This window comes from Achromobacter sp. 2789STDY5608621 (assembly GCF_001299375.1).
GTDB classification, from domain to species: Bacteria; Pseudomonadota; Gammaproteobacteria; order Burkholderiales; family Burkholderiaceae_B; genus Achromobacter; species Achromobacter insuavis.
In genome coordinates this window covers 120,466-146,172 of the sequence record NZ_CYTU01000005.1, presented here as the reverse complement: position 1 = coordinate 146,172, position 25,707 = coordinate 120,466, and the positions used below count along the sequence as shown (strand labels likewise).

The following is a 25,707-nucleotide window of genomic DNA, read 5'->3' as shown; positions in this document are numbered from 1 at the left end:
TTGGCGCGGACCTTACTTGGCCTTGGCCACGGCCTGGTTCCAGGCGGTGACCACGGCTTCGTACTCCTTGGCGGCCGCGTCCTGGCTCACCGGGAAGATCTTGATGCTGTTGAAGTCGGGCAGGGTGGTCAGGCTGGCCACCGCGATGTCGGTGCGCGTCGGGCGGCGGAAGTTCTTCACCAGCTGCGCTTCCTGGGCCTCCTTGCTGAGCAGGCCGTCGTACAGCGCCTTGGCGGCGTCCAGGTTCTTGGCGCCCTTGATGATGAACATGCCTTCCGGCGCCAGGTAGCTGCCCTCGGTCGGGTAGACCAGCTTGATCTCCTTCTGGCCGCCGGCCACGTATTCCTGGGCGGCGTATTCCAGCGTCATGCCGACCGCGTATTCGCCGGCCGCCACGCCCTTGTAGGTGGTGCCGGACGAGGCCGTGACCACGGCGTTGGCGGCGATCTTGTCCAGGCCTTCCTGGCCGAACTGCTTGTACAGGCCGTAGACCAGCATGTAGGCGGTGCCGCTCTTGGACGGATCGGTGATGGCGAACTTGCCCTTCCACTGCGGCTGCATCAGGTCGGACCAGGTGGCCGGCGCGGCCAGGCCTTTCAGTTGGCGTTCGTTGACCATCAGCACCATGATGTGGACGTTGGTGCCGACCCACAGGTCGTCGGGGCCGCGGAACTCGGCCGGGATCTTGTCGATGTCGGCCGAGCGGTAGGGCTGCAGGTGCTGGCGATAGGCGCCCAGCGTGCCGAAGCCGCCGCTCCAGAACAGGTCGCCGCGCGGGTTCTGCGCCTCGGCTTCGATGCGCTTCATCATGGTGCCGGTGCCGCCGGTGACCGGCTGCACGTTCAGCTTGGGCGACTGCTTCTTGACGGCGTCGAGCGCGGTCTCGATGGTCTCGGTGTTGTTGGACGAGTACAGGACCACGTTCTGCGCGTGCGCGGCGCCCGAGGCCAGGATGGCGGCCAGCAGGCCGGTTTGCAGGAAGTGTTTGAGGTGCATGGTGAGCCTTTGTGGATGCGGGTTATTTGCCGGAGAACAGCTTGATGCGGAACGCCTTGACCGACACGATGATGGGCAGCACGATCACCGTGACCAGCGCCGCGCCATAGGCCGAGGCCATGCCCAGGCGGCCGCCGTCGACCTGGCGGAAGATGGCGATCGGCATGGTTTCGAGGCCGCCGCTGTAGGCCACGATCGAGGCCGACAGCTCGGAAATCGTGGTCAGCCACATCAGGATGGCGGCCGAGATGATGGAGGCCTTCATGGCCGGCAGGATGACCTTGAAGAAGGTCATCAGCGGCGACACGCCCAGGCTGATCGAGGCTTCCTCGATCGAGTCGGGAATGTTGAACAGCACCGACGAGGCGTTGCGCACCGCGAACGGCAGGCGCCGCACCGCGTAGCACAGCACCATGATGCCGGAGGTGCCCGCCAGCACCAGCCAGCCGGTGTTGAAGGTCTGCACCAGCGCGATGCCCAGCACCGTGCCCGAGATGGTCAGCGGCAGCACCACGATGTAGTCCAGCACCTGGGTGAAGGCGCTGCGCTTCTTGATGGTCAGGTAGCTCACCAGCACCGCGAAGGCCACGCCCGTCACCGTGGCCAGCGAGGCGAACTTGAGCGAATTCAGGATCGGCTCGGGCGCGCCATGCAGGGCGCGCTGCATGCTGGCCAGCGACCACGAGCCCCAGTGCATCACCGGCCCGCTGGTCTTGGTGAAGGCGGCGATGAACACCACGATCAGCGGCAGCAGCGACAGCAGGATCACCAGGCCGACGCCGCCGGTGTACAGCATCGCCTGCCACGACCGCACCCGGCGCGCCGCCGGCGCGCGGCCCTGGGTCATGGTGTAGACCTTGCGCTCGACCACGCGCTTCTGCACGAACAGCACGATGGCGACGATGGCGATCGACACCACCGACATGGCGCTCTGCAGCGTCGGGCTGCCGCCCATTTCGCTGACGAAGGTGTTGTAGGTCATCACCGACAGCAGCGGCACGCGGCTGCCCAGCAGCATGGCCAGCGCGAAGTTGCCGACCACCAGCGTGAACACCACCAGCGCGTTCACCAGCACCGCCGGCAGCAGCACCGGCACCAGCACCCGCAACTGCGTCATCAGCGGCGGCGTGCCCAGGCTCAGGCCGGCTTCCTCCAGCTGGCCGTCGAAGCCGCGCAACGCGGCCAGCACGCCCAGGTAGATGTAGGTGTAGTAGACCAGCGTCATCGAGAACACCATGCCGGTCCAGCCGTAGAACGACGGCAGCGAGATGCCCGCGTCGCCCAGCAGGTTGGTCAGGATGCCGTTGTTGCCCAGCACCAGCAGCCACGACTGGCCGACGATGATCTCGGGAATGACGATGGTCAGCACCGGCAGGATCGCCACCAGGTTCTTGAGCGGGAAGTCGTAGCGCGCCACCATGTAGGCGAACGGCACGCCCACCAGGATGGTGCAGGTGGTCACCACCAGCCCCAGCACCAGCGTGTTGCCGAAGGCCTCCAGGTATTGCGAGTCGGCCAGCAGGGCGCGGAAGCCCTCCAGCGAGAAGCCGCCGTCCTGGCCGGTGACGCTGTTGCTGAACAGCACCGCCAGCGGATACAGCACGAAGAACAGCAGCAGCGCCAGGCTGATTGCCGTCAGGATGCCCCAGGGCCACCATTTGATTTTCATGGCGTGGCGGTCCTCAGGCGTTGACGACGCGGCTGTCGGCGGGAATCAGCACCTGCACGGCCTCGCCGGGCTGGAACTGCGCCACCATGTTGCCCGCGTGCAGCTCCACGCGGATTTCCGAGCCGTCCTGCAGCGCGATGCGGTAGGCGGTCTTGAAGCCCAGGTACTGGCGCCGCAGCACCTTGCCGGGCAGGGTGTTGGGCACGTAGGGCGCCGGCGCCATCAGGGCCAGTTCCTCGGGGCGGGCGATCAGCACCGAGCGCTCGGCCAGCGCGGCGCTGCCGAGCGTGCCGTCAAAGCCCAGGCCGCACAGCTCGTAGCGCACGTGGCCGGCCGGCGCGCCGGCCAGGCCGCCGCGGGCCGGCACCGGGATCACGTTGGCCGAGCCGATGAAGTCGGCCACGTAGGCGTTGACCGGCGTGCCGTACAGGTCTTCCGGCGTGCCCAGCTGGGCGATGCTGCCGTGGTCCATGATGGCGATGCGGTCGGACATGGCCAGGGCTTCCTCCTGGTCATGGGTCACGAACACGGTGGTGATGCCGGCCTCGCGCACCAGGTCGAGGATGACGTCGCGCATCTGCAGGCGCATCTTGGCGTCCAGGTTCGACAGCGGCTCGTCCATCAGCAGCACGCGCGGCCGGATCACCAGGGCGCGCGCCAGCGCCACGCGCTGGCGTTGGCCGCCGCTCATCTGCGCCGGATAGCGGTCGGCCAGCGCCGCCAGGCCGACCTTGTCCAGCGCCTCGTCGACGCGGCGCTTGATCTCGGCGCGGGCCACGCCGCGGGCGCGCAGGCCGTAGGCGACGTTGTCGAAGGCGGTCTTGTCGGGGAACAGCGCGTAGTCCTGGAACACCATGCCGATGTCGCGGCGGTGCGCCGACACGTGCGTGACGTCGTCCTGGTCGAACAGCAGGCGGCCGCCGTCGGGCGCGTAGAAGCCGGCGATGCAGCGCAGCAGGGTGGTCTTGCCGCAGCCGCTGGGGCCCAGCAGCGTGTAGAACGCGCCGTCGGGAATGTGCAGCGACAGGTCGCGCAGGACCTGCTGGCCGCCGAATGTCTTGATGATGCCGTCTACCGTGATCGATGCCATGAGAGCTTCCTGCCTGGGGTTGTGCGCATCATAGGAACCCCGCCGCGCCGCGACCAGCGGTGTTTTTTAAGAGCTGGCGTTAGTTTTTCTAAGAGGTCGGCGGCGCCGCAATCCCCTAGAATGCGGCTCATAGCCATGGCGCCGCCCCGCGCGGCGCCGGCAAAAAACAGACGACAAGGGAAATCGTGGGAACTAGCAGCAAAGCCTTGCGCCGGGGTGGCGCACGGGCGGGCGTCGCCTGAGATGGCGGGCCCGAGCCTGCCGCCGCTGAAAGCCTTGCGGGTATTCGAGGCCGCGGCGCGCCTGCGCAGTTTCACCGCGGCGGCCGACGAATTGAGTATCACGCACAGCGCGGTCAGCCAGCAGATCCGCATCCTGGAAGACTACGTCGGCCAGCCGCTGTTCGCGCGCGAGGCCCGCGGCGTCACGCTGCTGCCGTGCGCGCAGGCGTATTTTCCCGAGGTCCAGGCCAGCCTGGAGCGCATCGCAGCGGCCACCGCCAAGCTGCGCTCGCCCGGTCATGGCGGCGTGCTGCGCGTCAGCGCCACGCCGTCGCTCACCATGAAATGGCTGATTCCGCGCCTGTCGGCGTTCCAGGCGCTGCATCCGGGCATCGACGTGCAGCTGACCACGCAGGGCCGGTCGTTCCTGGACCGCGGCGACGAGGCCGGCAGCGACGTGCAGATCCGGCATGGCTACGTGGCGCACGCCGAGATGGCCTGCGTGCATTGCCTGGATGACTTCCACGTGCCGGTGGCCTCGCCGCGCTTCATCGAACGCAACCGGCTGGCCACGCCGACCGATTGCCTGGGGCATCCCTTGCTCAAGGTGGCGGGCGGCATGGATCACTGGCCGCGCTGGTTCGCGCTGGCCAAGGTGGACGTGCCGGCGCAACTGCCCGGGCCGGTGTTCGACCATCAATTCCTGTGCATGCAGGCCGCCATGAACGACCTGGGCATCGCCCTGGCGCCGTGGTGCCTGCTGCAGGACGACCTGCGCGCCGACCGGCTGCGGCCGCTGTTCCTGCAGCCGCGCCTGCCCAATGCCGGCGTCCATGCGCTGTTCCGCCCGGACGCGCCGGCGGCGGCCGCGGCGCGCCATTTCATCGACTGGCTGGGCCGCGAGGCCGGCCATCCGCTACCCGAGCAATAGAAGGATTGCCCATGCAAGATTTCCAGAGCGACGCCGGCCTGCACTGGCGCGGCATCGAACCGCCGCTGGCGCTGTCGGACTACAAGGTCATCGCCTTCGACATGGATTCGACCCTGATCGCCATCGAGACGCTGGACGAGATGGCCGACCTGATGGGGAAGAAGGCCGAGGTGGCCGCGCTGACGGAAGCGGCCATGCGCGGCGAGATCGTCGACTACAAGCAAAGCCTGCGGCAGCGCGTGGCGCTGCTGGCCGGCATGCCGGCCGAAGCGCTGGACGAGGTCTACGACCGGCGCCTGACGCTCAACCCGGGCGTGGAGACGCTGATCGCCGCGTGCAAGGCCGCCGGGCTGTTCTGCCTGCTGGTGACGGGCGGCTTTACCTGCTTCACCGACCGGCTGCGGGCGCGCCTGGGGCTGGACGACGTGCGCGCCAACGTGCTGGAGATCGAGAATGGGCGCCTGACCGGGCGGTTGCTGCCGCAGCCCTGGGGCGATCTGTGCGACGGCGAGGAAAAGCGCCGCAAGCTGCTGGAAGTGTGCGCGGCGCTGGGCGTGGGGCCGGAGCGCGCCATCGCGGTGGGCGACGGCGCCAACGACCTGCCGATGCTGCGCACGGCCGGCCTGTCGGTGGCGTACCACGCCAAGCCGGCGGTGCGGCGCGAGGCCAAGGTGGCGATCGACCAGGGCGGGCTGGATCAGCTGCTGCGCCTGTTCGCCGCCCGCGCCGCGTAAGCGGACGGCGCGCGGGCCGCGCTGTCCGCGGCCCGGTCCGACCCGCCTCAGGCGTTGATCAGGCCGGGGATCTTCACGTCCGGGTCGACATCGGCGTTGTAATCGACCCCGTCGATCTCGAACCCGAACAGGCGCAGGAAATCGCGCTTGTAGCCGGCGAAATCGGTCAGTTCATACAGATTGGACTCGGTCACCTGGTGCCACAGCGCCTGCACCTGCGCCTGCACGGCCGGGTCTAGTTCCAGGTAGTCCGCGCGCAACCGGCCCTCGGCGTCCAGGATCGGCGCCGCGCCGCACAGGCTGTCGCGATACAGGCCGTAGACCTGCTCGATACAGCCCTCGTGCGTGCCTTTTTCCTTCATGACCTTGAACAGCAGCGACAGGTACAGCGGCATCATCGGGATCGCCGAGCTGGCCTGGGTCACGACCGCCTTCAGCACCGAGACGCGGGCATCGCCGCCGCGCGCGGCCAGCTTGGCGCGGATGTCCAGCACCTTCTGGTCCAGGTCTTTCTTGGCGGCGCCGATCGAGCCGTTCCAGTAGATGTCGTGGGTGATCTTCTCGCCCAGGTAGGTGAAGGCGGTGGTGGTGGCGCCTTCGGCCAGCACGCCGGCCTCCAGCAGGGCGTCGATCCACATCTGCCAGTCCTCGCCGCCCATCACCGCCACCGTGGCGTCGATCTCTTCCTGGGTGGCAGGTTCCAGCACCGATTCCTTGATGACTTCCTTGTCGGTATCCAGGCCGCGCAGCGTGACCGCCTGGCCGACCGGCTTGAGGGTCGAGTTGAACACCGCGCCGCTGACCGGATGGGTGCGGCGCGGCGCGGCCAGGCTGTAGATCACCTGGTCGACCTGGCCCAGGTCCTGCCTGATGGCGGCGATGGTCTGGGTCTTGATGGCATCGGAGAAGGCGTCGCCGTTGATGCTCTTGGCGTACAGGCCCTCGGCGCTGGCGAACTTGTCGAAGGCGGCGCTGTTGTACCAGCCCGGGGTGCCGGCCTTGGCGGCCTCGCCGGGGCGCTCGAAGAACACGCCCAGGGTCTGGGCGCCACAGCCGAAGGCGGCGCTGATGCGGGCCGCCAGGCCATAGCCGGTGGACGCGCCGATCACCAGCACGCGTTTCGGCCCCCCCGCGATCGGGCCCTGGGCGCGGACGTAGTCGATCTGCTGCTTGACGTTGGCCTCGCAGCCGACGGGATGGGTGGTGACGCAGATGAAGCCGCGCACGCGGGGTTTGATGATCATGGAGACCTCGTTCTGGAAATGCCGGGAGGGTGCCGCGCGCAGGCGCGAGAGACGCCCGGCATTGTACGGGAGCCAACGGCGCCGGCCGCCGGGCAGCCCGGCCTGTGCGTGACGCGGATCAGGCCGCCGCGGCGGCCCGGGCGCGGCCGCGGCGCCATTCCACCAGGCCGATGCCGATGCCGCTGGCGCAGATGATGGCGATGCCGAGCCAGGTCAGGGGATCGGGGAAGTGGTCCCAGACCAGCCAGCCGACCGTGGTGGCGCTGATGATCTGCAGGTAGATGAAGGGCGCCAGGGTCGAGGCCGGCGCGCGGCGGTAGGCGGCGATCTGGAACAGGTGGCCCAGGCCGCCGGTGACCCCGGTGGAGATCAGCAGCGTCCAGTCCAGCGGCGTCAGCGCCTGCAGCACCGGCAGGGCGGGCGGCAGGATGAAGGGCAGGGCCAGCGTCAGGCAGCCGGTGCCGACCGCGCCGCTCCAGATCAGCGAGGTGAACGGATCGTCGCCGGCCACGCGGCGCGTGGCGATGAACTGGGCGGCGAAGCAACAGGCCGTCAGCAGGCCGAAAATGGTGCCGACCGGATGCAGGCCGCCGCCCGGGCGGATGACGATGATGACGCCGATGAAGGCGATGCCGGCGGCGACGAAGCGCGACATGCGCGCCGGTTCCTTCAGGATCCAGGGCGCCAGCGACAGCACCAGCAGCGGCGCCAGGAAGTTGATGGCGGTGGCCTCGGCCTGCGGAATGTAGCTGAGCGTGGTGAAGAACATCAGCGTGGCCAGGAACATCGAGCCGCCGCGCAGGAGCTGTTCGCGCGGCTTGTTGCTGCGCAGGATGCCGACGCCCCGGGTCGGCAGCACCAGCGCCAGCACCAGCACCAGGTGCACGGCATAGCGGAACCACGACAGCACCAGCAGCGGCACGCCCGCGTTCATGACCCATTTGCCGCTGGCGTCCAGGCAGGACAGCGTCCACATCGACAGCACCAGCAACAGGATCCCGACGAGCGGGCCGCTGGCGGCGGGACGCGGGCGACCGGTATCGGCCGGGGACATGGACAGGCTCCTTGTGCGCTAGGGGGCCGTGGGCGGGGCCACGGGGCGGCTGACATGATACGCTCATCGCGGCAGGGGGAAAGGTTCATGATCGAACTACGCAATATAGAAACGTTTTTCTGGGTCGCCACGCTGGGCAGCTTCCGCGCCGCGTCCGACAAGCTCAACACCACGCAGCCGGCGGTCTCGCAACGCATCGCCTCGCTCGAGGCCGACCTGGGCGTGCGCCTGTTCGAGCGCGACGCGCGCGGCGTCAAGCTCACCGGCAAGGGCCACGAACTGCTGTCGCACGCCGAACGCATGCTGCAGGTGCGGCGCGACATGTTCGAGGCCGCGCGCGAGCAGAACGTGATGACCGGCACGGTGCGCATCGGCGTGGCCGAGACCATCGTGCAGACCTGGCTGCCGACGCTGATCGAACTGGTGCACGCCTCGTATCCGGCGCTGGTGCTGGAGATCGAGGTCGACACCACGCACGTGCTGCGCTCGCACCTGATGGCGCGGCAGATCGACCTGGCCTTCCTGATGGGGCCGGTGCTGGAGGCGCGGGTCGAGAACCTGCCGCTGTGCACCTATCCGCTGGCCTGGGTCGCCAGTCCCTTGCTGGACCTGGGGCCCGAGCCGCTGACGCTGGAGCGCATCGCGCGGCTGCCGATCGTGACCTATCCGTCCAACAGCGCGCCGTACCGCGTGGTGCGCGACATGCTGACGCGCGCCGGCGTGGTCTCGCCGCGCATGTACGGCAGCGCCTCGATGTCCATGGTGGTGCGGATGACGCAGGACTGCATCGGCACCAGCGTCATCGCGCCGGTGTTCCTGGGCAAGGAGCTGGCACGCGGCGAACTGCGCATCCTGCGGGTCGACGCGGATCCGCTGCCCGAGCTGAGCTTCACCGCCACATGGGTGCAGGGGCCCGACAGCCACGCGGTGCGCCTGATCGCGCAGATGGCGCAGAAGGTCGCGGCGCAGGCCGGCGACGGCGTGCCCGCTTAGTACGGCAATGCCGCGTCCGGCGCGCGCTGGCGCGGCCGATCCAACCTAGGTGTTTTCCCCAGCAGCGTGTGCGCGGCCGCGTCGCGGCGGCCGTGCGTGCGCCGGCCGCGCGTTGTCGCGATTGCCCGCCAGGCCGCATGGTTGCTGGCTTTGCGGCCGGTGGCGGGTTCCGCCGCCATGAGACCCAAGAAATATTTATACCCCCACATCGCAACTTACGATTGGACGCTGGACGCCCCTGACGCTGCAATGGCGGCACATCAAGAAGATCGCCTGCCTCGACAGGCTCCGGGGGAAATCGTTTGCTCCTCTGACGTACCGATTCTTACCCGCGCGCTCAAGGTAACGGGGACCCGCGCGCGCAGACCATCCCGCCAGCCAGGAGTTTTCGTTCATGAAGAAGTCGCTCGCTCTCGCCGCCGTCGCCGCCAGCCTGTTGGCCGGCGCCGCCCAGGCGCAAGACCTGCCCAAGACCCACCTGAAGGTGGTCGGCGGCCTGTCCAATCTGACCGCCTACAACGATTACGAAAAGCCGTTCTGGACCAAGACCATTCCGGACGCGTCCAAGGGACAGGTCACGGCGGACATCAAGGGTTTCAATGAAATGGGCCTGAAGGGCCCGGAACTGCTGCGCCTGATGTCCACCGGCGTGGTCGAGTTCGGCACCGCCACGCTGTCGTACTTCGCCAGCGACAACCCGATCAACGAAGCCATCGACCTGGCCGGCCTGGCGCCGGACGTGAAGACGGCGCGCGAGGTGACCAACGCCTTCGAGCCGGTCTATGCGCGCCTGTACGGCGAGGGCAGCAACGTCAAGCTGCTGGGCATCTCCACCTATCCGGCGCAGGTGCTGTTCTGCAACGCCGAGATCAAGGGCCTGGCCGACCTCAAGGGCAAGAAGGTCCGCACCAGCAGCCGCACCACCGCTGAATTCGTGGAAGCGCTGGGCGGCTCCAGCGTCACCATGGCGTTCGGCGAAGTGGTGCCGGCGCTGCAGAACAAGGTGGTCGATTGCGCCATCACCGGTTCGCTGTCGGGCTACTCGGCCAAGTGGTACGAAGTCTCGACCCACCTGGTGGCGCTGCCGATCAACTGGAACCAGCAGATCCACGCCGTCAACCAGAAGGCCTGGGACAAGCTCGATCCCAACGTGCGCACCTTGCTGCAGGCCAACGTCAAGACGCTGGTCGACAACATCTGGGACGCCGCGGCGCGCCAGACCCAGGAAGGCTACGACTGCAACACCGGCGCGGCCGCGTGCCCGTTCCCCGTCAAGGGCAAGATGGTGCTGGTGCAGCCCTCGGACGCTGACCGCGAACTGGTCAAGAAGGTAGCGCAGGAAGCCGTGGTGCCCAAGTGGGCCGCGCGTTGCTCGGCGCAGTGCGTCAAGGACTTCAACGCCACCATCGGCAAGACGCTCGGCCTGACCGCCAGCAAGTAAGCAAGCGCGAAGGCGCGCCGCCGGCGATGGCGGCGCGCCCGCGATCCCTCATCGAGGCCGGTCCGGCCCTATAGGTTTCCCATGACCCGATCTGAACAATTCCGCCTGCTGGGCGGGCTGCTGCGGCGCGCCGAGACGTTCTCGCGCGCGGCGGTGTGGGCTGGCGGCGCGTTGACCGTCGCCAGCGTATTGCTGATTTCCTTCGACGTGCTGGCGCGCAAGTTCCTCGGCTTCAACACCGGCGGCGCCGACGAGCTGTCGAGCTACGCGTTCGCCATCAGCACTTCGTGGGCGTTGGCGTTCGCCACGCTGCAACGCGCCAACGTGCGGGTGGACGTGGTGTACCAGTACCTGCCGGTGCGCGTGTCCGCGCTGCTGGACTGGCTGTCCATGGTGGCCATGGCCGTCTTCATGGTGTACCTGACCTACTACGCATTTGAAGTGGTGCAGATGTCGTGGACACAGAAGTCCGCGGCCAACACGCCGCTGGCCACGCCGCTGTGGATCCCGCAGGGCCTGTGGCTGCTGGGCCTGGCCTGGATGTGCATCACCGTGGCATTGATGCTGGCGCGCGCCTCGGCCGCGCTGGTGACGGGCGACATCGAGCTGGTCAAGGAAATCTGCGGCGTGCGCTCGGCGCAGGAAGAAGCCGACGAAGAAGCCGCCGCCGGCGAGCGCATGGTCAAGGGAGCCACGGCATGATCGCAACCGCCCTGACCCTGTTGCTGGTCCTGATCGGCCTGTCCATCCCCGTGGGCGCCGCCCTGGGCGTGCTGGGCCTGATGCTGGATCCGCTGTTCTCCATGCTGCCGCTGTCGCGCGCGATCGGCGAAGTCTCGTGGAGCACCAACAACGAATTCCTGCTGGTCGCCATTCCGCTGTTCATCATGCTGGGCGAAGTGCTGCTGCGGGCCGGTTTCGCCGAACGCATGTACGGCGCCATGAGCCTGTGGCTGTCGTGGCTGCCGGGCGGCCTGATGCACGCCAACATCGGCGCCTCGACGCTGTTCTCGGCCACTTCCGGCTCCAGCGTGGCCACCGCCGCGACCGTGGGCACGGTGGCGATCCCGCAGATCCGCAAGTACGGCTACAACGAGCCGCTGTTCCTGGGCAGCCTGGCCGCCGGCGGCACGCTCGGCATCCTGATTCCGCCCTCGATCAACCTGGTGATCTATGGCGTGCTGACCAATTCGTCGGTGCCCAAGCTCTACCTGGCCGGCATCATCCCCGGCCTGGTGATGGCCGGGCTGTTCATGGTGACCGTGGCAATCGCCTGCCTGGCCAAGCCGGCCTGGGGCGGCAAGAAGATCCACGCCAGCTGGGGCGAGCGCTTCGCCAGCCTGGTGCACCTGGCGCCGCCGCTGGGCATCTTCCTGCTGGTGGTGGGCTCGATCTATGCCGGCCTCGCCACGCCGACCGAGGCGGCCGCGCTGGGCGTGCTGGGCGCGTTGCTGCTGGCCGCCTGGTTCCGCCGCCTGAGCTGGGCCATGCTGCGCGAAGTCATGGAAGGCACGATGCGGTCGACCGCCATGATCATGCTGATCGTGGTGGCTGCCAGCTTCCTGAACTTCGTGCTGTCCGCGACCGGCCTGACCGACGCGCTGACGCGCTCGATCACCGGGCTGGGGCTGTCGCCGGGCTGGATGCTGCTGATCCTGATCGTGTTCTACCTGGTGCTGGGCTGCTTCATGGAGACCCTGTCGATGATGATCACGACCATCCCGATCGTGGCGCCGGTGATGATCGCGCTGGGCTACGACCCGATCTGGCTGGGCATCATCATCATCATCCTGGTCGAGGCCGCGCTGATCACGCCGCCGGTGGGGCTGAACCTGTTCGTGGTGCAGAGCCTGCGCAAGAGCGGCTCGATGAGCGCCGTGATCGTCGGCAGCCTGCCGTTCGTGCTGGCGATGTTCGTGATGCTGGCGCTGCTGTCGTGGTGGCCCGACATGGCCTTGTGGCTGCCGCGGGTGTTCGGCTAGCCCCTGTCTCCCTTCGGGCGTGGCCGCGTCGCCGCGCCCATTCCTCCCCGTTTTCCTCCGCAGGACTTTTCATGAAAGCCGTATTCCAGATCGAAGCCGATTCCCCCCGCCAGGTCGAGGTGGACTTCAACACCCTCATCGTGGCCGGCTGGGCCGGACGCGACATCGCCGCCATCGAGCACCATATCGAGGAACTGGCCGCCATCGGCGTGCCGCGTCCCACCAGCGTGCCGCTGTACTACCGCATCGCCGACAACCAGCTGACCCAGGCCGAACAGGTGCAGGCGGTGGGCGGCGATTCGTCCGGCGAGGTCGAGACCTTCGTGTTCGCGGCCGACGGCGAGATGTACGTCAGCATCGCGTCCGACCACACCGACCGCAAGCTGGAGACGGTCAGCGTGGCCATGTCCAAGCAGGTCTGCGTCAAGCCGGTGGCGACGACGGCCTGGCGCCTGGCCGACGTGGCCGGTTACTGGGACGAGCTGGTGATCCGTTCGTACATCGTCGAGAACGGCGCCGAGGTGCTGTACCAGGAGGGCCCGCTGGCCTCGCTGCGCACGCCGCAGGACCTGATCGCCGGCTACACCGGCGGCGCCGCGACGCTGCCCGAAGGCGCCGGCATGACCTGCGGCACCGTCGGCGCCATCGGCGGCATCCGCCCGTCGGCCGAATTCACCATGGAACTGTTCGATCCGCGCCGCCAACGCAGCCTGCGCCACCGGTATCATGTCGAGATCCTGCCGGTGGTGGCCTGACGCCCGGCAGGCGCCCTGATTGCCATGACGCGCCCCGGCGGGGCGCGCCGGTCCAACACTTTTCATGCCGCCCCGCGGCCCCCTGGAACCGTATGCTTTCGACCCTGAATGACCTGACCGCCGCCCTGAACGACGGCCGCACCACTTCCGTTGAACTGACCGAGGCCGCCCTGGCGCGCGCCGCCGATCCGGCCGGCGAGGGCGCCCGCGCCTTCACCCGCCTGTACGCCGAGTCGGCGCTGGCCCAGGCGCGCGCCTCGGACACGCTGCGCGCCGCCGGCATCGTGCGCTCGGCCATCGAGGGCCTGCCGATCAGCATCAAGGACCTGTTCGACATCGAGGGCGAGACCACCATGGCCGGCTCGGTGGCGCGCGAGGGCGAACCCGCGGCCGACGCCAACGCCGAAGTGGTGCAGCGCCTGATCGCCGCCGGCGCGGTCATCATCGGCCGCACCAACATGACCGAATTCGCCTATTCGGGCCTGGGCATCAACCCGCATTACGGCACCCCGCTGAACCCCTGGGACCGCGCCACCGGCCGCATTCCCGGCGGTTCGTCGTCGGGCGCCGCGGTCTCGGTGAGCGACGGCATGGCGGTGGCCGCCATCGGATCGGACACCGGCGGCTCGGTGCGCATCCCGGCCGCGCTGTGCGGCCTGACCGGCTTCAAGCCCAGCGCCTGGCGCGTGTCGATGGAAGGCGTGCTGCCGCTGTCGGCCAACCTGGATTCCATCGGCCCCATCGCCGCCAGCGTGCGCTGCTGCGCCGAGCTGGACGCCATCCTGTCGGGCGAGGGCGGTCCGGTGCCCGAGGCGCTGCCGCTGCGCGGCCTGCGCCTGGCGGTGCCCAAGACGCTGGCGCTGGACGCCATGGACAAGCACGTGTCCGACACCTTCGCGCGCACCGTGGCGCGGCTGGTCGAGGCCGGCGCCCTGGTCGACGAGATCGCCATTCCGGAATTCGCCGAACTGGCCGGCATCAACGCCAAGGGCGGCTTCACCGCCGCCGAGGCCTGGGCCTGGCACCGCGACCTGATCGCCCGCGCCGGCAAGCGCTACGATCCGCGCGTGGTGTCGCGCATCATGCGCGGCAAGGACATGGGCGCCGCCGACTACCTGGACCTGCTGGACGCGCGCGAAGCCTGGGTCGCCGCTGTCGATCGCCGCATCGCCGGCTACGACGCGCTGATCCTGCCGACCACGCCGATCGTGGCGCCGGCCGTGGCCGACCTGACGGCCTCGGATGAAGCCTATTACGCCGCCAACGGCCTGATCCTGCGCAATCCCACCCTGATCAACTTCCTCGATGGCTGCGCGCTGTCGCTGCCTTGCCATGCCGCCGGCACCGCGCCGGTCGGCCTGATGATCGCCGGCAGCAACGGCGCCGACCGCCGCATCCTGGCGATCGGCCTGGCGGTCGAGGAACGGCTCGCGGGCTGAACCCGCGTCGGGGCCGCGCGCTGTCGCGGCCCGTGGCCGCCCGCCGTCGGCCCGTGGCCGGCAAGGGGCGGCCGTCCCGGCGCCGCGCGGGCGGGCAGGGCGGTGTTTTCCGCCATACCGGAACCGTCCCCCTGACGCTAACATCCAGGCTGGACATGCCGCGCAACGGGGCAGGATACGGGCGCCATGATAGATCTGCGCAATATCGAGACGTTTTTCTGGGTGGCCACGCTGGGCGGCTTTCGCGCCGCGGCCGAGAAGCTCAACGCCACCCAGCCGGCGATTTCCCAGCGCATCGCGTCGCTGGAATCGGACCTGGGCATCCGCCTGTTCGACCGCGACGTGCGCGGCATCAAGCTGACCGGCAAAGGCCAGGAACTGCTGTCGCACGCCGAGCGCATGCTGCAATTGCGCCGCGACATGCAGGAAGCGGCGCGCGCCAAGAGCGTGATGAGCGGCACCCTGCGGCTGGGCGTGTCCGAGACCATCGTGCACACCTGGCTGCCGACGCTGATGGAATACCTGCACGATACCTATCCGGCGCTGATGGTCGAGATCCAGGTGGACACCACCACGGTGCTCAAGACCCAATTGGCCTCGCGCCAGATCGACCTGGCGTTCCTGCTGGGGCCGATGGAAGAGCCGCGCATCGAAAACCTGTACCTGTGCAATTACCCGCTCAGCTGGGTCGCCAGCCCCAAGCTGAAGGTGGGGCGCCAGCCCATCAGCCTGAAGCGGCTGGGGGAATGGCCGGTCATCACCTATTCGTCCACCACCGATCCGCACCGCGCGGTGCGGCAGCTGTTGCAGCAGGCCGGCGTGGACGCGCCGCGCATGTACGGCAGCTCGGCGCTGAGCGTGATCGTGCGCATGGCGCTCGATGGCATCGGCACCGCCGTGATCGCGCCGGTGATCCTGCGCAAGGAGCTGACCCAGGGCGAGCTGCGGGTGCTGGACGTCAAGGCGCCGGCGCTGCCGCCGCTGCACTACACCGCCTGCTGGATGCAGGGGCCCGACAGCCAGGTGCCGCGCACCGTGGCCGAGGCCGCCCAGCACATCGCGCGTGAAGAAGCGCTGCGCTATCCGGCAAAACCCTGATAAGGAATTCTGATCGGGGTCTATCGCAACATGTGATTAGACGCAGGGCCCGAGTTCCTGTGCAATGTCTCCCATACCAACACTGGCTCAAGGGGAATTGACATGGCATTGGATTCGGCGGCCCGCAGCAGCGTGGAACTGGCGCGCCGCGCAAGGCTCGACGCCCGCAGCGGCAAACTGACCGGCCCCACGGCGAACCTGGCTCCCGGCCACGTGCAGGCCAACCTGGCGATCCTGCCGCGCGCGCTGGCGGCGGATTTCCTGCATTTCTGCCAGCGCAATCCCAAGCCGTGCCCGCTGCTGGCCATGTCCGAGCCGGGCGATCCGTCCTTGCCGGACCTGGGCCAGGACATCGACATCCGCACCGACATCCCGCGTTACCGCGTCTGGCAGAACGGCGAGCTGGTGGCCGAGCCGACCGACGTGCGCGACGTGTGGCGCGATGACCTGGTGTCGTTCCTGATCGGCTGCTCGTTCTCGTTCGAGGAAGCCATGCTGGACAACGGCCTGCCGGTGCGCCACATCGAGCAGGGCTGCAACGTGCCGATGTACCGCACCAACATCCCGACCCATGCCGCCGGCGTCTTCGGCGGTCCGCTGGTGGTGTCGATGCGGCCCTTGAAGGCCGCCGACGCCATCCGCGCCATCCAGGTGACTTCGCGTTTTCCCTCGGTGCACGGCGCGCCGGTGCATATCGGCGACCCAGCGTTGATCGGGATTGCCGACATCGACCGGCCGGATTATGGTGACGCCGTGGAGATCCGCGTCGGCGAGATGCCGGTGTTCTGGGCCTGCGGGGTGACGCCGCAGTCGGTGGTGGCGACGGTGCGCCCTGATTTCTGCATCACCCACGCGCCCGGGCACATGCTGGTCACCGATCTGGTCAACAGCCGCATGGCCATCCTGTAGGCCACGCTTCGATTCTCAGTCAACCGTCAGCGGAAAACCGCTAGAAATCACAGTCTCTACGTAGTCGCAGCACCGTTACAAAGCGTCCGCAGCCGGACGCGTCAGCAGCTTTGGTTTTGCCTCCAGAAAGATCCATGACAGGACAAGGGGAAAAGGCGACAAAAGTTCAAGATCCACCGCCCGCCGGACTAGCGACGGGCGGCGGGTCGCCGCAGGCCCGGATTTCCCGGGCCCGGGGCCGTGCGCCCCGCGTTTTGCATTGCTTTCACAGTGGAATTTCTCCAGGAGTCAGGTAATGAAGATGAAGCTCATTGCGGGTGTCGCCGCGAGTCTGGCGCTGTTGGCCGCCGCGCCGACGCAGGCGCAGGTCAAGACCGTGAAGATCGGCGCGATCTATCCCCTGTCCGGCGCGCTGGCGTCCACCGGCGCCGAGATCAAGGCCGCGGTGGAACTGGCCGTGGATATCGTCAATAATCCGCATCCCGAGCTCGAAGGGATCCCGCTGGCCGCGGGCGCCGGATTGCCGGCGCTGGGCGGGGCCAAGATCGAGGTGGTGTTCGGCGATTCGCAGGGCAAGCCCGAAGTGGGCCTGGCCGACGCGCAGCGCCTGATCGACCAGGAAAAGGTGGTGGCCCTGACCGGCGCCTACCAGTCGGCCGTCACCAAGACCGCCAGCCGCATCGCCGAGCAGCGCGGCATTCCCTACCTGAACGGCGAATCCAGCAGCCCGGACCTGACCGAGCGCGGCTACAAGTGGTTCTTCCGCACCTCGCCCAACGACGACACCTTCGTCGAGAACATGATGCAGTTCCTGGACGGCGTGAAGGGCACGCCGACCGCCAAGATCGCGGTGGTCTACGAGAACACCGACTTCGGCGTCAACACCTACAAGGCGGTCGAGAAGTTCGCCAAGCAGTACAAGCGCGAGGTGGTGGCCAACATCGCCTACAGCGCCGGCTCGGCCTCGGTCACCGCCGAAGTGCAGAAGCTGGCCGCGGCCAAGCCCGACGTGGCGATCTTCGCCAGCTACACCTCGGACGCCATGCTGTTCGTGCGCACCATGCGCGAAAGCAAGTACGCGCCGCCGGTGCTGCTGGCCAACGACGCCGGCTTCATCGACTCGCGCTTCGTGCAGGAAGTCGGTCCGCAGGTGCAGGGCGTGCTGACGCGCGACGTGTGGGGCAACGACGTCGCCGCCGCCAAGGCCGGCCTGAAGAAGATCAACGACATGTACAAGGCCAAGACCGGCAAGGACCTGAACGGCAACAACGCCCGTTCGATGCAGGGCGTGCTGGTGCTGGCCGATGCCATCAACCGCGCCGGCTCCACCGATCCGGAAGCGATCCGCAAGGCGCTGGCGGCCACCGACCTGGGCGAGTCGCAAGTGGCCATGCCCTGGGCCGGCGTGAAGTTCGATGACAAGGGCCAGAACACCAAGGGTTCCGGCCTGATCCTGGAACTGAAGGGCTCGTCCTACCAGACGGTCTGGCCGGAAAAGTACCGCACCGACAAGACGCTGCCCACGCTGCCGTTCTCCTGGAAGTAATCATCAGCCGTGGCGGGCCGCGGGGGCCCGCCACAGGAGCACTCCATGTTTGAAGCTCTCTCGGCAGGCCTGTTCAACGGCCTGATCTATGCCGCGGTGGCTGTGGGGCTGGCGCTGATCTGGGGCATCACCGACGTCATCAACTTCGCCCATGGCGAATTCCTGATGCTCGGCATGTATGCCGCCTATTGGCTATACACCCTGGGTCATATCGACCCCACGCTGTCGGCCCCCCTGGTCGCCATCGTGCTCGCCTTCGTCGGTTTCCTCACTTATGCGCTGATCATCAAGCGCCTGCAGAAAGGTCCCGCCATGGCGGTGATCCTGGCCACCTTCGGCCTGGGCCTGGTGCTGCGGCAACTGGCGTTCATCGCTTTCAGCCCCGACTACCGCAGCCTGCCCGACACCCTGGTGTCCGGCAGCGTCACGGTGGCGGGCATCTCGCTGGGCCGCCCGCAGGTGGTGACCGGCCTGATCGCGCTGGTGGTGGTGGCCGCGCTGTTCGTGCTGGTGTACCGCACGCGCTGGGGCCACGCCCTGCAGGCGGTGGCCGAAGACCGCCAGGTGGCGGCGCTGGTCGGCATTTCGCCCGACCGCGTCAACGCCCAGGTCTGGATGCTGGGCAGCGCCGCCGTCGGCCTGGCCGGCGCGCTGCTGACCACGTTCTTCTACGTGTTCCCCTCGGTGGGCACGGTATTCGGCCTGCTGGCCTTCGTGGCGGTCTGCATGGGCGGCTTCGGCTCGCTGCCGGGCGCCTTCATCGCCGGCATCCTGATCGGGATCATCGAGGCCATGACGGGCTACTTCGTGGCGCCCGCGCTGAAGACGGTCAGCGTCTTCATCCTCTTCATCCTGGTTCTCTGGTATCGGCCGCGCGGCCTGTTCGGGCGGTGGTGACATGACGACGACACAGAAAAAGGACGGCGCGGCCTCGGGCGTGCCGAAATGGCCGGTGGCCGTGGCCCTGGCGGCGGCGGTGCTGCTGGCGCTGGTGCCGCTGGTGGTGACCGACTCGTTCACCCTGCAGGTGCTGCTGCTGGCCATCATGTTCGGCGCGCTCGGCGCGTGCTGGAATCTGGTGGGCGGCTTTCTCGGCCGCATCTCGTTCGGCCACGCCGTGTTCGTGGGCGTGGGCGGCTACACCACCTTGCTGCTGCTGCATCACCTGAAGCTGACGCCGCTGCTCGGCATTCCGCTGGGCGGCCTGATCAGCGCGGCGCTGGCCTGGCTGGTGGGCGGGCCGACGCTGCGCCTGTCCGGCCACTATTTCGCCATGGCCACCATCGCGCTGCTGCAGATCGGGCTGCTGCTGATGATCAACTGGGACTGGGCCGGCGGCGCCGTCGGGCTGGAGGCGCCGATCGGCGACGCCGCCTGGATGCTGCTGTTCCGCAGCAAGGTGCCGTACTACTGGATCGCGGTGGGGCTGGCGTTCCTGACCTTCTGCGCCACGTACTTCCTGGTGCATTCCAAGACCGGCTTCTATTGGCGCGCCATCAACGGCGACGAGGCCGCCTCGCGCAGCCTGGGGGTGCCGGCGGATCGCTACAAGATGCTGGCGTTCGTGATGTCGGCCGGCATGACCGGCGTCTGGGGCGGCTTCTTCGCCATGTACGTGGGCTTCATCGATCCGGAGTCCATGTTCAGCCTGACGATGTCGGTGCAGGTGGTGCTGGTCGCCATCCTGGGCGGCGTGGGCACGCTGGTCGGCCCGTGGCTGGGCGCGGCGGTGCTGCTGCCGCTGTCGGAAGGCACGCGGGTGCTGTGGGGCAGTTCGGGCCTGGGCCTGGACCTGCTGATTTTCGGGTTGGCGATTCTGCTCGTCACCTTGTTCCTGCCAGGCGGTCTGGTGACATTGAGGAGGCGCCGTGGCTCTGCTCGACGTTAAGAACCTGACCAAGCGCTTCGGCGGCCTGGTCGCCAACAAGGACATTTCGCTGTCGGTGGACGCGGGCGAGATCGTCGCCATCATCGGTCCCAACGGCGCCGGCAAGAGCACCCTGTTCAACGGCCTGGTGGGCCATCACGAGCCGACCTCGGGCACGGTGGCGTTCGCCGGCGAGTCCATGATCGGCCGGCGGCCCGAGCAGGTCGCGGCCATGGGCCTGGTGCGCACCTACCAGATCCCGCGCAGCTTCGGCCAGATGACGGTGCTGGAGAACGCCATGGTCGGCGCGCTGCTGCGCCATCCGCGCCTGCCCGACGCGCGCCGCGCCTCGGCGCGGGTGCTGGAGCTGGTGGGACTGGCCGATCGCGCCGACACGCTGGCGGCCGAACTGAACGTGGCGGGGCAGAAGCGGGTCGAGCTGGCGCGCGCGCTGGCGACCGAGCCGCGCATGCTGCTGCTGGACGAAGTGGCTGGCGGCCTCAATCCGGCCGAGGCCATCGCGCTGGCCGAGATCCTGCGCGGCATCCACGCCGCCGGGGTCACGCTGATCATCGTCGAGCACGTGCTGGAAGTCGTGATGCGGCTGGCGCAACGGGTGCTGGTGTTGAACTTTGGCCAGATGATCGCGGAAGGGGCGCCCCAGGATATCGTGCGCCATCCCGCCGTGATCGAGGCTTATCTGGGGAGGAAGCACCGTGCCTGATGTGATGTTGAAGGTCGACAACCTGAGCGTGGCCTACGGCGGCGTGCAGGCCGTGCGCGACGTGTCGCTGGAAGTGCGCCAGGGGGAAATCGCCGCGCTGCTGGGCGCCAACGGCGCCGGCAAATCCAGCACGCTGCTGGCCATCATCGGTTCGGTCAAGCCCAGGGAAGGGCGGGTCGTCTTCGAAGGGCGCGACATCACCGGAACGCCGCCGGACCAGCTGGTCAAGCAGGGCATCGCGATGATTCCGGAAGGCGCGCGGGTGTTCGCGCGCCAGCCGGTCGAGCAGAACCTGCGGCTGGGGGCGTACACCGTGCGCGACGAACGCGTCTACCAGGAGCGGCTGGACAAGGTCTACGCGCTGTTTCCGCGCCTGAAAGAGCGCCGGGAGCAGCTCGCCGGCACCATGTCCGGCGGCGAACGGCAGATGCTGGCGATCGGCCGCGCCCTCATGAGCGGGCCGCGGCTGTTGCTGATCGACGAGCCCAGCCTGGGCCTGTCGCCGCTGCTGGTCGAGCAGGTGTTCGACGCCCTGGCCGCGTTGAACCGCGACGACGGCCTGTCGGTGCTGCTGGTCGAGCAGAACATGACGCAGGCGCTGGAAGTGGCGTCGCGCGCCTATGTGATGCAGAGCGCGCGCATTGCGCTGTCGGGCGACGCGGCCGAGCTGGCGGCCTCGGACGAGGTGCGCAAGGCGTATCTGGGCATGTAGCGCGGGGCCGCGTCCGGTCGCGGCATAAAAAAAGCCCGTCGCTCGCGCGACGGGCTTTTTGATATGCGGCCGGGGGTGGGGCCGTAAGTCGCGAGACTTAGAAGATGTGGCGGATGCCTACACCGGCGCCCAGCTGGCTGGTACGGCCGGCGATTTCACCGGTGGCGGCGTCACGGACCTTGTTGTAGTCCACGGTGCCGTACACCTGGGTGCGCTTGGACAGGGCGTATTCGGCCACGGCCACCAGGGCGTAGCGCTTACCCTTGTCGCCGTCTTCGACCACGTTCTTGCTCTGGTCGAAGTAGGCGGCGCCGGTCAGGGCCCAGCGCGAGGTGGCCTGCCAGGTCACGCCGGCGAAGTAGCCGTTGTCCTTGCGGTCCAGTTGCGCGGTGGTGGTGCCACCCATGACGGCGTTGACCCAGCCGGTCTGGTCGCGGCCGTTAAAGTAGCCGGCGAAGACCTTGGCGCTTTCGAACTGGTACGAGGCGCTGAAGTTCCAGACGCGCTGGCGCAGTTCGGAATCGTTGCCTTCGTAGGTGTTCTGGTAGGCGGCGCCCAGGCCCAGCTGGCCGACGGTGTAGCGCAGGCTGACGCCCATCTGCTGGCCGGCCTTGCGGTCCGACCACTTGTCGCCGTTGGCCCACTGCGCGATCACGTTCAGGTCGCCCAGCGTGTTCGAGTAGCGGAACGAGTTGTTGTTGCGCACGCGGCCCATGGCGGCGGGCAGCCACGAGTTCTCGTTGTAGTTACCGACCGTCAGCGGATCGAAGTAATCGGCCATCAGGTCCTGGATCACCGTGTTTTGCAGACCCAGGGTCAGCGCGCCGATCTTGCCGCCATCCAGGCCGACGTAGGCCAGACGGTTGAAGGTCTTGCTGGAATCGGACGACTTGCCGTTCTGCACGTTGAAGCCTTGCTCCAGGCGGAAGAAGGCGCGGTTGCCGTCGCCCAGGTCTTCCGAGCCGCGCAGGCCCCAGCGGCTGTTGGAGATGGCGCCGTTTTCCATCGAGATGCGGCTGCCGTCCACGCCGGTCGAGCCGGAGCTGGTGTTGACGTAGCGCATGCTGACGTCGGCGATACCGTACAGGGTGACGCTGGTTTCCGCCGAGGCGGCGCCGGCGGCCAGACCGAGACCGGCTGCGGCGAGCGAGAGGGTGATGCGTTTCACGAAGGCTTCTCCTAATGTTTCTGTTCTTGGCATAAACCGGGCTTTTGGCTCGGCTGGATGCGCCTGGCGGTTCGCCTGGAGCGGGGCCGTTGCACCGACGCCAGGGGTTGGCGCGGGTCCGGAGCATTGGCCCTGGTTGCGTCCATGCGCCATCTTGGTGCGCACTGGAACGCCAGGGGATTCTAAAAAAGTTACGGCTTGTGTAGTGCGTTTATCTTTTTCGCGTTTTCCCTGGGTTTACAGAATTACAAAAAAGGCGATTGTTGAAACAATCAGGCGATTGTTCCAAAAAAAACCCCGTTGCGAGAACGGGGTTTCGGGGGGCGTTACGCGATCACAGCGTCATGTGCAGCGGCAGCCACGTGGCGATGCCGGGCACCACGTACAACAGCAGCACGGCCAGGATCATCAGGAAGAACATCGGCAGCGAGGCGCGCGCGATATAGGGCAGTTCGCGTCCGCTCATGCCCGACAGCACGAACAGATTGAAGCCCACCGGCGGCGTGATCTGTGCCATTTCCACAACGAAAACGATGAAGATGCCGAACCAGATCAGGTCGATGCCGGCCGCCTGCACGGTCGGCAGCAGCACGCCCATGGTCAGCACCACGATGGAAATGCCGTCCAGGAAGCAGCCCAGGATGATGAAGAACACCATCAGCGCCATGATCAGCCAGAACTGCGACAGGCCCAGGCCGCCGATCCATTCGGCCAGCGCCCGCGGCAGGCCGATGTAGCCCATCGCCAGCGTCAGGAACTGCGCGCCCGCCAGGATCAGGGCGATCATGCAGTACAGCCGGGTGGCGCCCAGCAGCGATTGCATGAAGGTGGCACGGTTCAGCGAGCCCTGCAGGCCGGACAGGATCAGCGCGCCGACCACGCCGACCGCCGCGGCCTCGGTGGCCGTGGCGATGCCGGTGTAGATCGAGCCCAGCACCGCGCCGATCAGCAGCATCACCGGGATCAGGTGGCGCGAACGCGACAGCTTCTCCTTGAAGGTCAGGCCGGGATCGGCCGCCGGCACTTCATCGGGGTTGCGGATCGCCCACCAGGCGATGTAGCCCATGAACAGCAGCGCCAGCAGGATGCCCGGCACGATGCCCGCGATGAACAGCTTGGCGATCGACACGTCCGCCGCCACGCCGTAGACGATCATGATGATCGACGGCGGGATCAGCAGCCCCAGCGTGCCGGCGCCCGACAGCGTGCCCAGGATCTTGGCCTCGGGATAGCCGCGGCGCGTCAGCTCGGGGATGGTCATCTTGCCGACGGTGGCGCAGGTGGCCGCCGACGAGCCCGACACCGCCGCGAAGATGGCGCAGCCGATGACGTTGGTGTGCAGCAGCCGGCCGGGCAGCCGGTTCAGCCACGGCGCCAGGCCCTTGAACAGGTCCTCCGACAGGCGGGTGCGGAACAGGATCTCGCCCATCCACAGGAACAGGGGCAGGGCGGTCAGCGTCCAGCTCGACGAGGCGCCCCAGATGGTGACGGCCATGGCGTCGCCGGCCGGCCGGCTGGAGAAGATCTCCATGCCGATCCAGGCGGTGCCCGCCAGCGTCAGGCCGACCCAGACGCCGCATCCCAGGAACGCGAAGATCGAGACGACCAGCAGGGTAATGACGAGAAGTTCATTCATGGGTTTGCTGCGAGGTGGCGGCGGCCAGGCCGCGAGAACGGCGAACCAGCTCATCGAGCAGGGCGACCAGGAACAGGACCGTGCCTACGGCCATGCTGAGCTGCGGAATCCACAGCGGCGTGGCGTCGTTGGACGTGGAGATGTCGTTGAACTGCCAGGAGTCGTAAGTGAGCTTGACGCTGAAGAAGGCGAAGGCGGCGGCCATCAGGCAGCCGATCCCCAGCGCGAAGATATCCAGGCGGCGGCTGCCGGCCGGCGACAGCGCGTTCAAGACCAGCGTCACGCGGATGTGTTCGCTATGCTTGAAAGTGCTGGCCAGCGCCAGGAAGCCCGCGGCGGCCATGAAATACCCGGCATAGGCGTCCGTGCCGGGGATGTTCAGGCCGAGCTGGCGCGCGACGATCGCGGCCAGCACCGCCACCAATACACCGATTGTGCACAGGCCGGCCAGCAGGCCGGCCGCGCCGTAAAGTCCATCCAGAAAGCGGCGCATGGCGATATCACTGCTTCCGGTAGGCGTCGATCATGGCCTGGCCGTCGGCGCCGGCCTTCTTGAGCCAGTCATCCAGCATGCGCTTGCCGATCACCGACAGGCCTTCCTTGAGCTCGACCGTGGGCTTGATCGTCTCCATGCCGTTCTTGGCCAGCTCTTCCTGGTACCACTTGTTCTTTTCCTGCGACAGCTTCCAGCCGCGTTCCTCGGCCTGCGCGCCGGCCTTCTTCAGCGCTTCCTGGGTGGCCGGGTCGAGCGCGTCGAACGCCTTCTTGTTGACGATCACGGCGTTCTTGGGCAGCCAGGCCTGGGTGTCGTAGAACTTCTTGATGTACTCGTAGGTCTTGGTGTCGTAGCCGGTGGAGGCCGACGACATGTACGAGTCGATCACGCCGGTGGCCAGGGCCTGCGACAGTTCGGCCTGCTGCACCGTCACCGGCTGGGCGCCGACCAGTTCGGCGATCTTGGCGGTCACCGGGCTGTAGGCGCGCCACTTCAGGCCCTTCATGTCGCTGATCTGCTTGATGTCCTTGTTGGCGAAGATGCCCTGGGGGGGCCAGGCCACCGCGTACAGCAGCGTCATGCCGTGCGAATTCAGCTTCTTTTCCAGGAACGGCTTCTGCGCCTGGTACAGCTTGAACGAGGCGTCGTAGCCGGTGGCCAGGAAGGGCAGGCCGTCCAGTTCGTAGATCGGGTCTTCGTTGGCGAAGTTGGTCAGCAGGATCTCGCCGATCTGGGCCTGGTTGCCTTGCACCGCGCGCTTGATCTCGGGCGCCTTGTACAGCGAGGCGTTGTTGTGCAGCGTGATCTTGAGCTTGCCTTCCGACAGCGTGTCGACGTCCTTGATGAAGGTCGTCAGGTTTTCCACGTGGAAGTTGCTGGCGGGGTAGGCGCTGGGCAGGTCCCACTTGGTCTGGGCCTGGGCACCGGCGCTGAATGCCACGATAAGGCTGCCGGTCAACAGCGAGAGCTTCTTGAACATGATGGTCCTTCTTTGCGAATGAT

24 protein-coding genes are annotated in these 25,707 nt (G+C 67.7%); 15 read left to right on the top strand and 9 right to left on the bottom strand.

Features of this window, described 5'->3' with window-relative positions:
* Positions 1-12 precede the first annotated feature (12 nt).
* From AOZ53_RS07795 to AOZ53_RS07785, 3 genes are read right to left on the bottom strand one after another with little or no spacing between them, the layout of a single operon-like run.
* Entirely contained in the window at positions 13-996 is a 984-nt protein-coding gene (locus AOZ53_RS07795; protein WP_054460652.1) for an ABC transporter substrate-binding protein, read from the bottom strand.
* A 22-nt stretch (positions 997-1,018) separates the two neighbouring features.
* Positions 1,019-2,665 (bottom strand): ABC transporter permease, encoded by a 1,647-nt coding sequence (locus AOZ53_RS07790; protein ID WP_006388177.1) that lies wholly within the window; start codon positions 2,663-2,665, stop codon positions 1,019-1,021.
* Between the two features lie 13 nt (positions 2,666-2,678).
* Positions 2,679-3,755 (bottom strand): ABC transporter ATP-binding protein, encoded by a 1,077-nt coding sequence (locus tag AOZ53_RS07785; protein WP_054431376.1) that lies wholly within the window; start codon positions 3,753-3,755, stop codon positions 2,679-2,681.
* A gap of 243 nt (positions 3,756-3,998) precedes the next feature.
* Here AOZ53_RS07785 and AOZ53_RS07780 point away from each other — a divergent pair, with 243 nt between their 5' ends.
* Together AOZ53_RS07780 and serB are read left to right on the top strand one after the other, a co-directional pair.
* Positions 3,999-4,907, top strand: coding sequence for a LysR substrate-binding domain-containing protein (locus AOZ53_RS07780; protein ID WP_054431377.1), 909 nt, complete (start codon positions 3,999-4,001; stop codon positions 4,905-4,907).
* An 11-nt stretch (positions 4,908-4,918) separates the two neighbouring features.
* Positions 4,919-5,641 carry a phosphoserine phosphatase SerB gene (gene serB / locus AOZ53_RS07775; RefSeq protein ID WP_054477420.1) on the top strand — a complete coding sequence of 241 codons (723 nt, stop codon included), beginning with the start codon at positions 4,919-4,921 and terminating at the stop codon, positions 5,639-5,641.
* Between the two features lie 47 nt (positions 5,642-5,688).
* On the opposite strand, the gene fabV is transcribed toward serB, so the two are convergent.
* Together fabV and AOZ53_RS07765 are read right to left on the bottom strand one after the other, a co-directional pair.
* Positions 5,689-6,885 carry an enoyl-ACP reductase FabV gene (fabV, locus tag AOZ53_RS07770; RefSeq protein ID WP_054431379.1) on the bottom strand — a complete coding sequence of 399 codons (1,197 nt, stop codon included), beginning with the start codon at positions 6,883-6,885 and terminating at the stop codon, positions 5,689-5,691.
* A gap of 118 nt (positions 6,886-7,003) precedes the next feature.
* Entirely contained in the window at positions 7,004-7,939 is a 936-nt protein-coding gene (locus tag AOZ53_RS07765) for a DMT family transporter (RefSeq protein WP_054431380.1), read from the bottom strand.
* 87 nt (positions 7,940-8,026) lie between these two features.
* Between AOZ53_RS07765 and AOZ53_RS07760 the strand changes: the two genes are divergently transcribed.
* The 13 genes from AOZ53_RS07760 to AOZ53_RS07700 all read left to right on the top strand — a co-directional run bounded on the left by AOZ53_RS07760 (position 8,027) and on the right by AOZ53_RS07700 (position 21,405).
* Positions 8,027-8,932: a LysR family transcriptional regulator gene (locus tag AOZ53_RS07760; protein WP_054431381.1), complete on the top strand. Its 906-nt coding sequence runs from the start codon at positions 8,027-8,029 to the stop codon at positions 8,930-8,932.
* 394 nt (positions 8,933-9,326) lie between these two features.
* Positions 9,327-10,373, top strand: coding sequence for a TRAP transporter substrate-binding protein (locus AOZ53_RS07755; protein ID WP_054487468.1), 1,047 nt, complete (start codon positions 9,327-9,329; stop codon positions 10,371-10,373).
* A gap of 81 nt (positions 10,374-10,454) precedes the next feature.
* A complete protein-coding gene (locus tag AOZ53_RS07750) occupies positions 10,455-11,075 on the top strand; it encodes a TRAP transporter small permease subunit (RefSeq protein ID WP_054487466.1) in 621 nt (206 codons plus the stop codon).
* On the top strand, positions 11,072-12,355 hold the full coding sequence (locus AOZ53_RS07745) for a TRAP transporter large permease (protein ID WP_054487464.1): 1,284 nt from the start codon (positions 11,072-11,074) through the stop codon (positions 12,353-12,355). The genes AOZ53_RS07750 and AOZ53_RS07745 overlap by 4 nt, the downstream gene beginning before the upstream one ends.
* Before the next feature lie 71 nt (positions 12,356-12,426).
* Positions 12,427-13,110: a DUF2848 domain-containing protein gene (locus AOZ53_RS07740; protein ID WP_054431384.1), complete on the top strand. Its 684-nt coding sequence runs from the start codon at positions 12,427-12,429 to the stop codon at positions 13,108-13,110.
* A gap of 92 nt (positions 13,111-13,202) precedes the next feature.
* Positions 13,203-14,549, top strand: a complete 1,347-nt coding sequence (locus tag AOZ53_RS07735; protein ID WP_054431385.1) for an amidase — start codon at positions 13,203-13,205, stop codon at positions 14,547-14,549.
* Positions 14,550-14,735: 186 nt separating this feature from the next.
* Positions 14,736-15,647 carry a LysR family transcriptional regulator gene (locus AOZ53_RS07730; protein WP_054431386.1) on the top strand — a complete coding sequence of 304 codons (912 nt, stop codon included), beginning with the start codon at positions 14,736-14,738 and terminating at the stop codon, positions 15,645-15,647.
* A 102-nt stretch (positions 15,648-15,749) separates the two neighbouring features.
* Positions 15,750-16,556: a putative hydro-lyase gene (locus tag AOZ53_RS07725; RefSeq protein WP_054487462.1), complete on the top strand. Its 807-nt coding sequence runs from the start codon at positions 15,750-15,752 to the stop codon at positions 16,554-16,556.
* 295 nt (positions 16,557-16,851) lie between these two features.
* Complete coding sequence (locus AOZ53_RS07720; protein WP_006394740.1) at positions 16,852-18,102, top strand: ABC transporter substrate-binding protein; 1,251 nt, start codon at positions 16,852-16,854, stop codon at positions 18,100-18,102.
* 45 nt (positions 18,103-18,147) lie between these two features.
* A complete protein-coding gene (locus AOZ53_RS07715) occupies positions 18,148-18,999 on the top strand; it encodes a branched-chain amino acid ABC transporter permease (RefSeq protein ID WP_054487460.1) in 852 nt (283 codons plus the stop codon).
* A 1-nt stretch (position 19,000) separates the two neighbouring features.
* Complete coding sequence (locus AOZ53_RS07710; protein ID WP_054477404.1) at positions 19,001-19,990, top strand: branched-chain amino acid ABC transporter permease; 990 nt, start codon at positions 19,001-19,003, stop codon at positions 19,988-19,990.
* Complete coding sequence (locus tag AOZ53_RS07705) at positions 19,971-20,693, top strand: ABC transporter ATP-binding protein (protein WP_054431391.1); 723 nt, start codon at positions 19,971-19,973, stop codon at positions 20,691-20,693. The genes AOZ53_RS07710 and AOZ53_RS07705 overlap by 20 nt, the downstream gene beginning before the upstream one ends.
* A gap of 4 nt (positions 20,694-20,697) precedes the next feature.
* Positions 20,698-21,405, top strand: a complete 708-nt coding sequence (locus AOZ53_RS07700) for an ABC transporter ATP-binding protein (protein ID WP_054431392.1) — start codon at positions 20,698-20,700, stop codon at positions 21,403-21,405.
* A gap of 97 nt (positions 21,406-21,502) precedes the next feature.
* Here the strand turns inward: AOZ53_RS07700 and AOZ53_RS07695 are convergent, their stop codons facing one another.
* The 4 genes from AOZ53_RS07695 to AOZ53_RS07680 form a co-directional block, all read right to left on the bottom strand.
* Positions 21,503-22,573: a porin gene (locus AOZ53_RS07695; RefSeq protein ID WP_054487458.1), complete on the bottom strand. Its 1,071-nt coding sequence runs from the start codon at positions 22,571-22,573 to the stop codon at positions 21,503-21,505.
* 334 nt (positions 22,574-22,907) lie between these two features.
* Positions 22,908-24,209 (bottom strand): TRAP transporter large permease, encoded by a 1,302-nt coding sequence (locus AOZ53_RS07690; protein WP_054431395.1) that lies wholly within the window; start codon positions 24,207-24,209, stop codon positions 22,908-22,910.
* On the bottom strand, positions 24,202-24,702 hold the full coding sequence (locus tag AOZ53_RS07685; protein ID WP_054487456.1) for a TRAP transporter small permease: 501 nt from the start codon (positions 24,700-24,702) through the stop codon (positions 24,202-24,204). Before AOZ53_RS07685 ends, AOZ53_RS07690 begins: the two co-directional genes overlap by 8 nt.
* Positions 24,703-24,709: 7 nt before the next feature.
* Entirely contained in the window at positions 24,710-25,684 is a 975-nt protein-coding gene (locus AOZ53_RS07680; protein WP_054487454.1) for a TRAP transporter substrate-binding protein, read from the bottom strand.
* Positions 25,685-25,707: the final 23 nt, after the last annotated feature.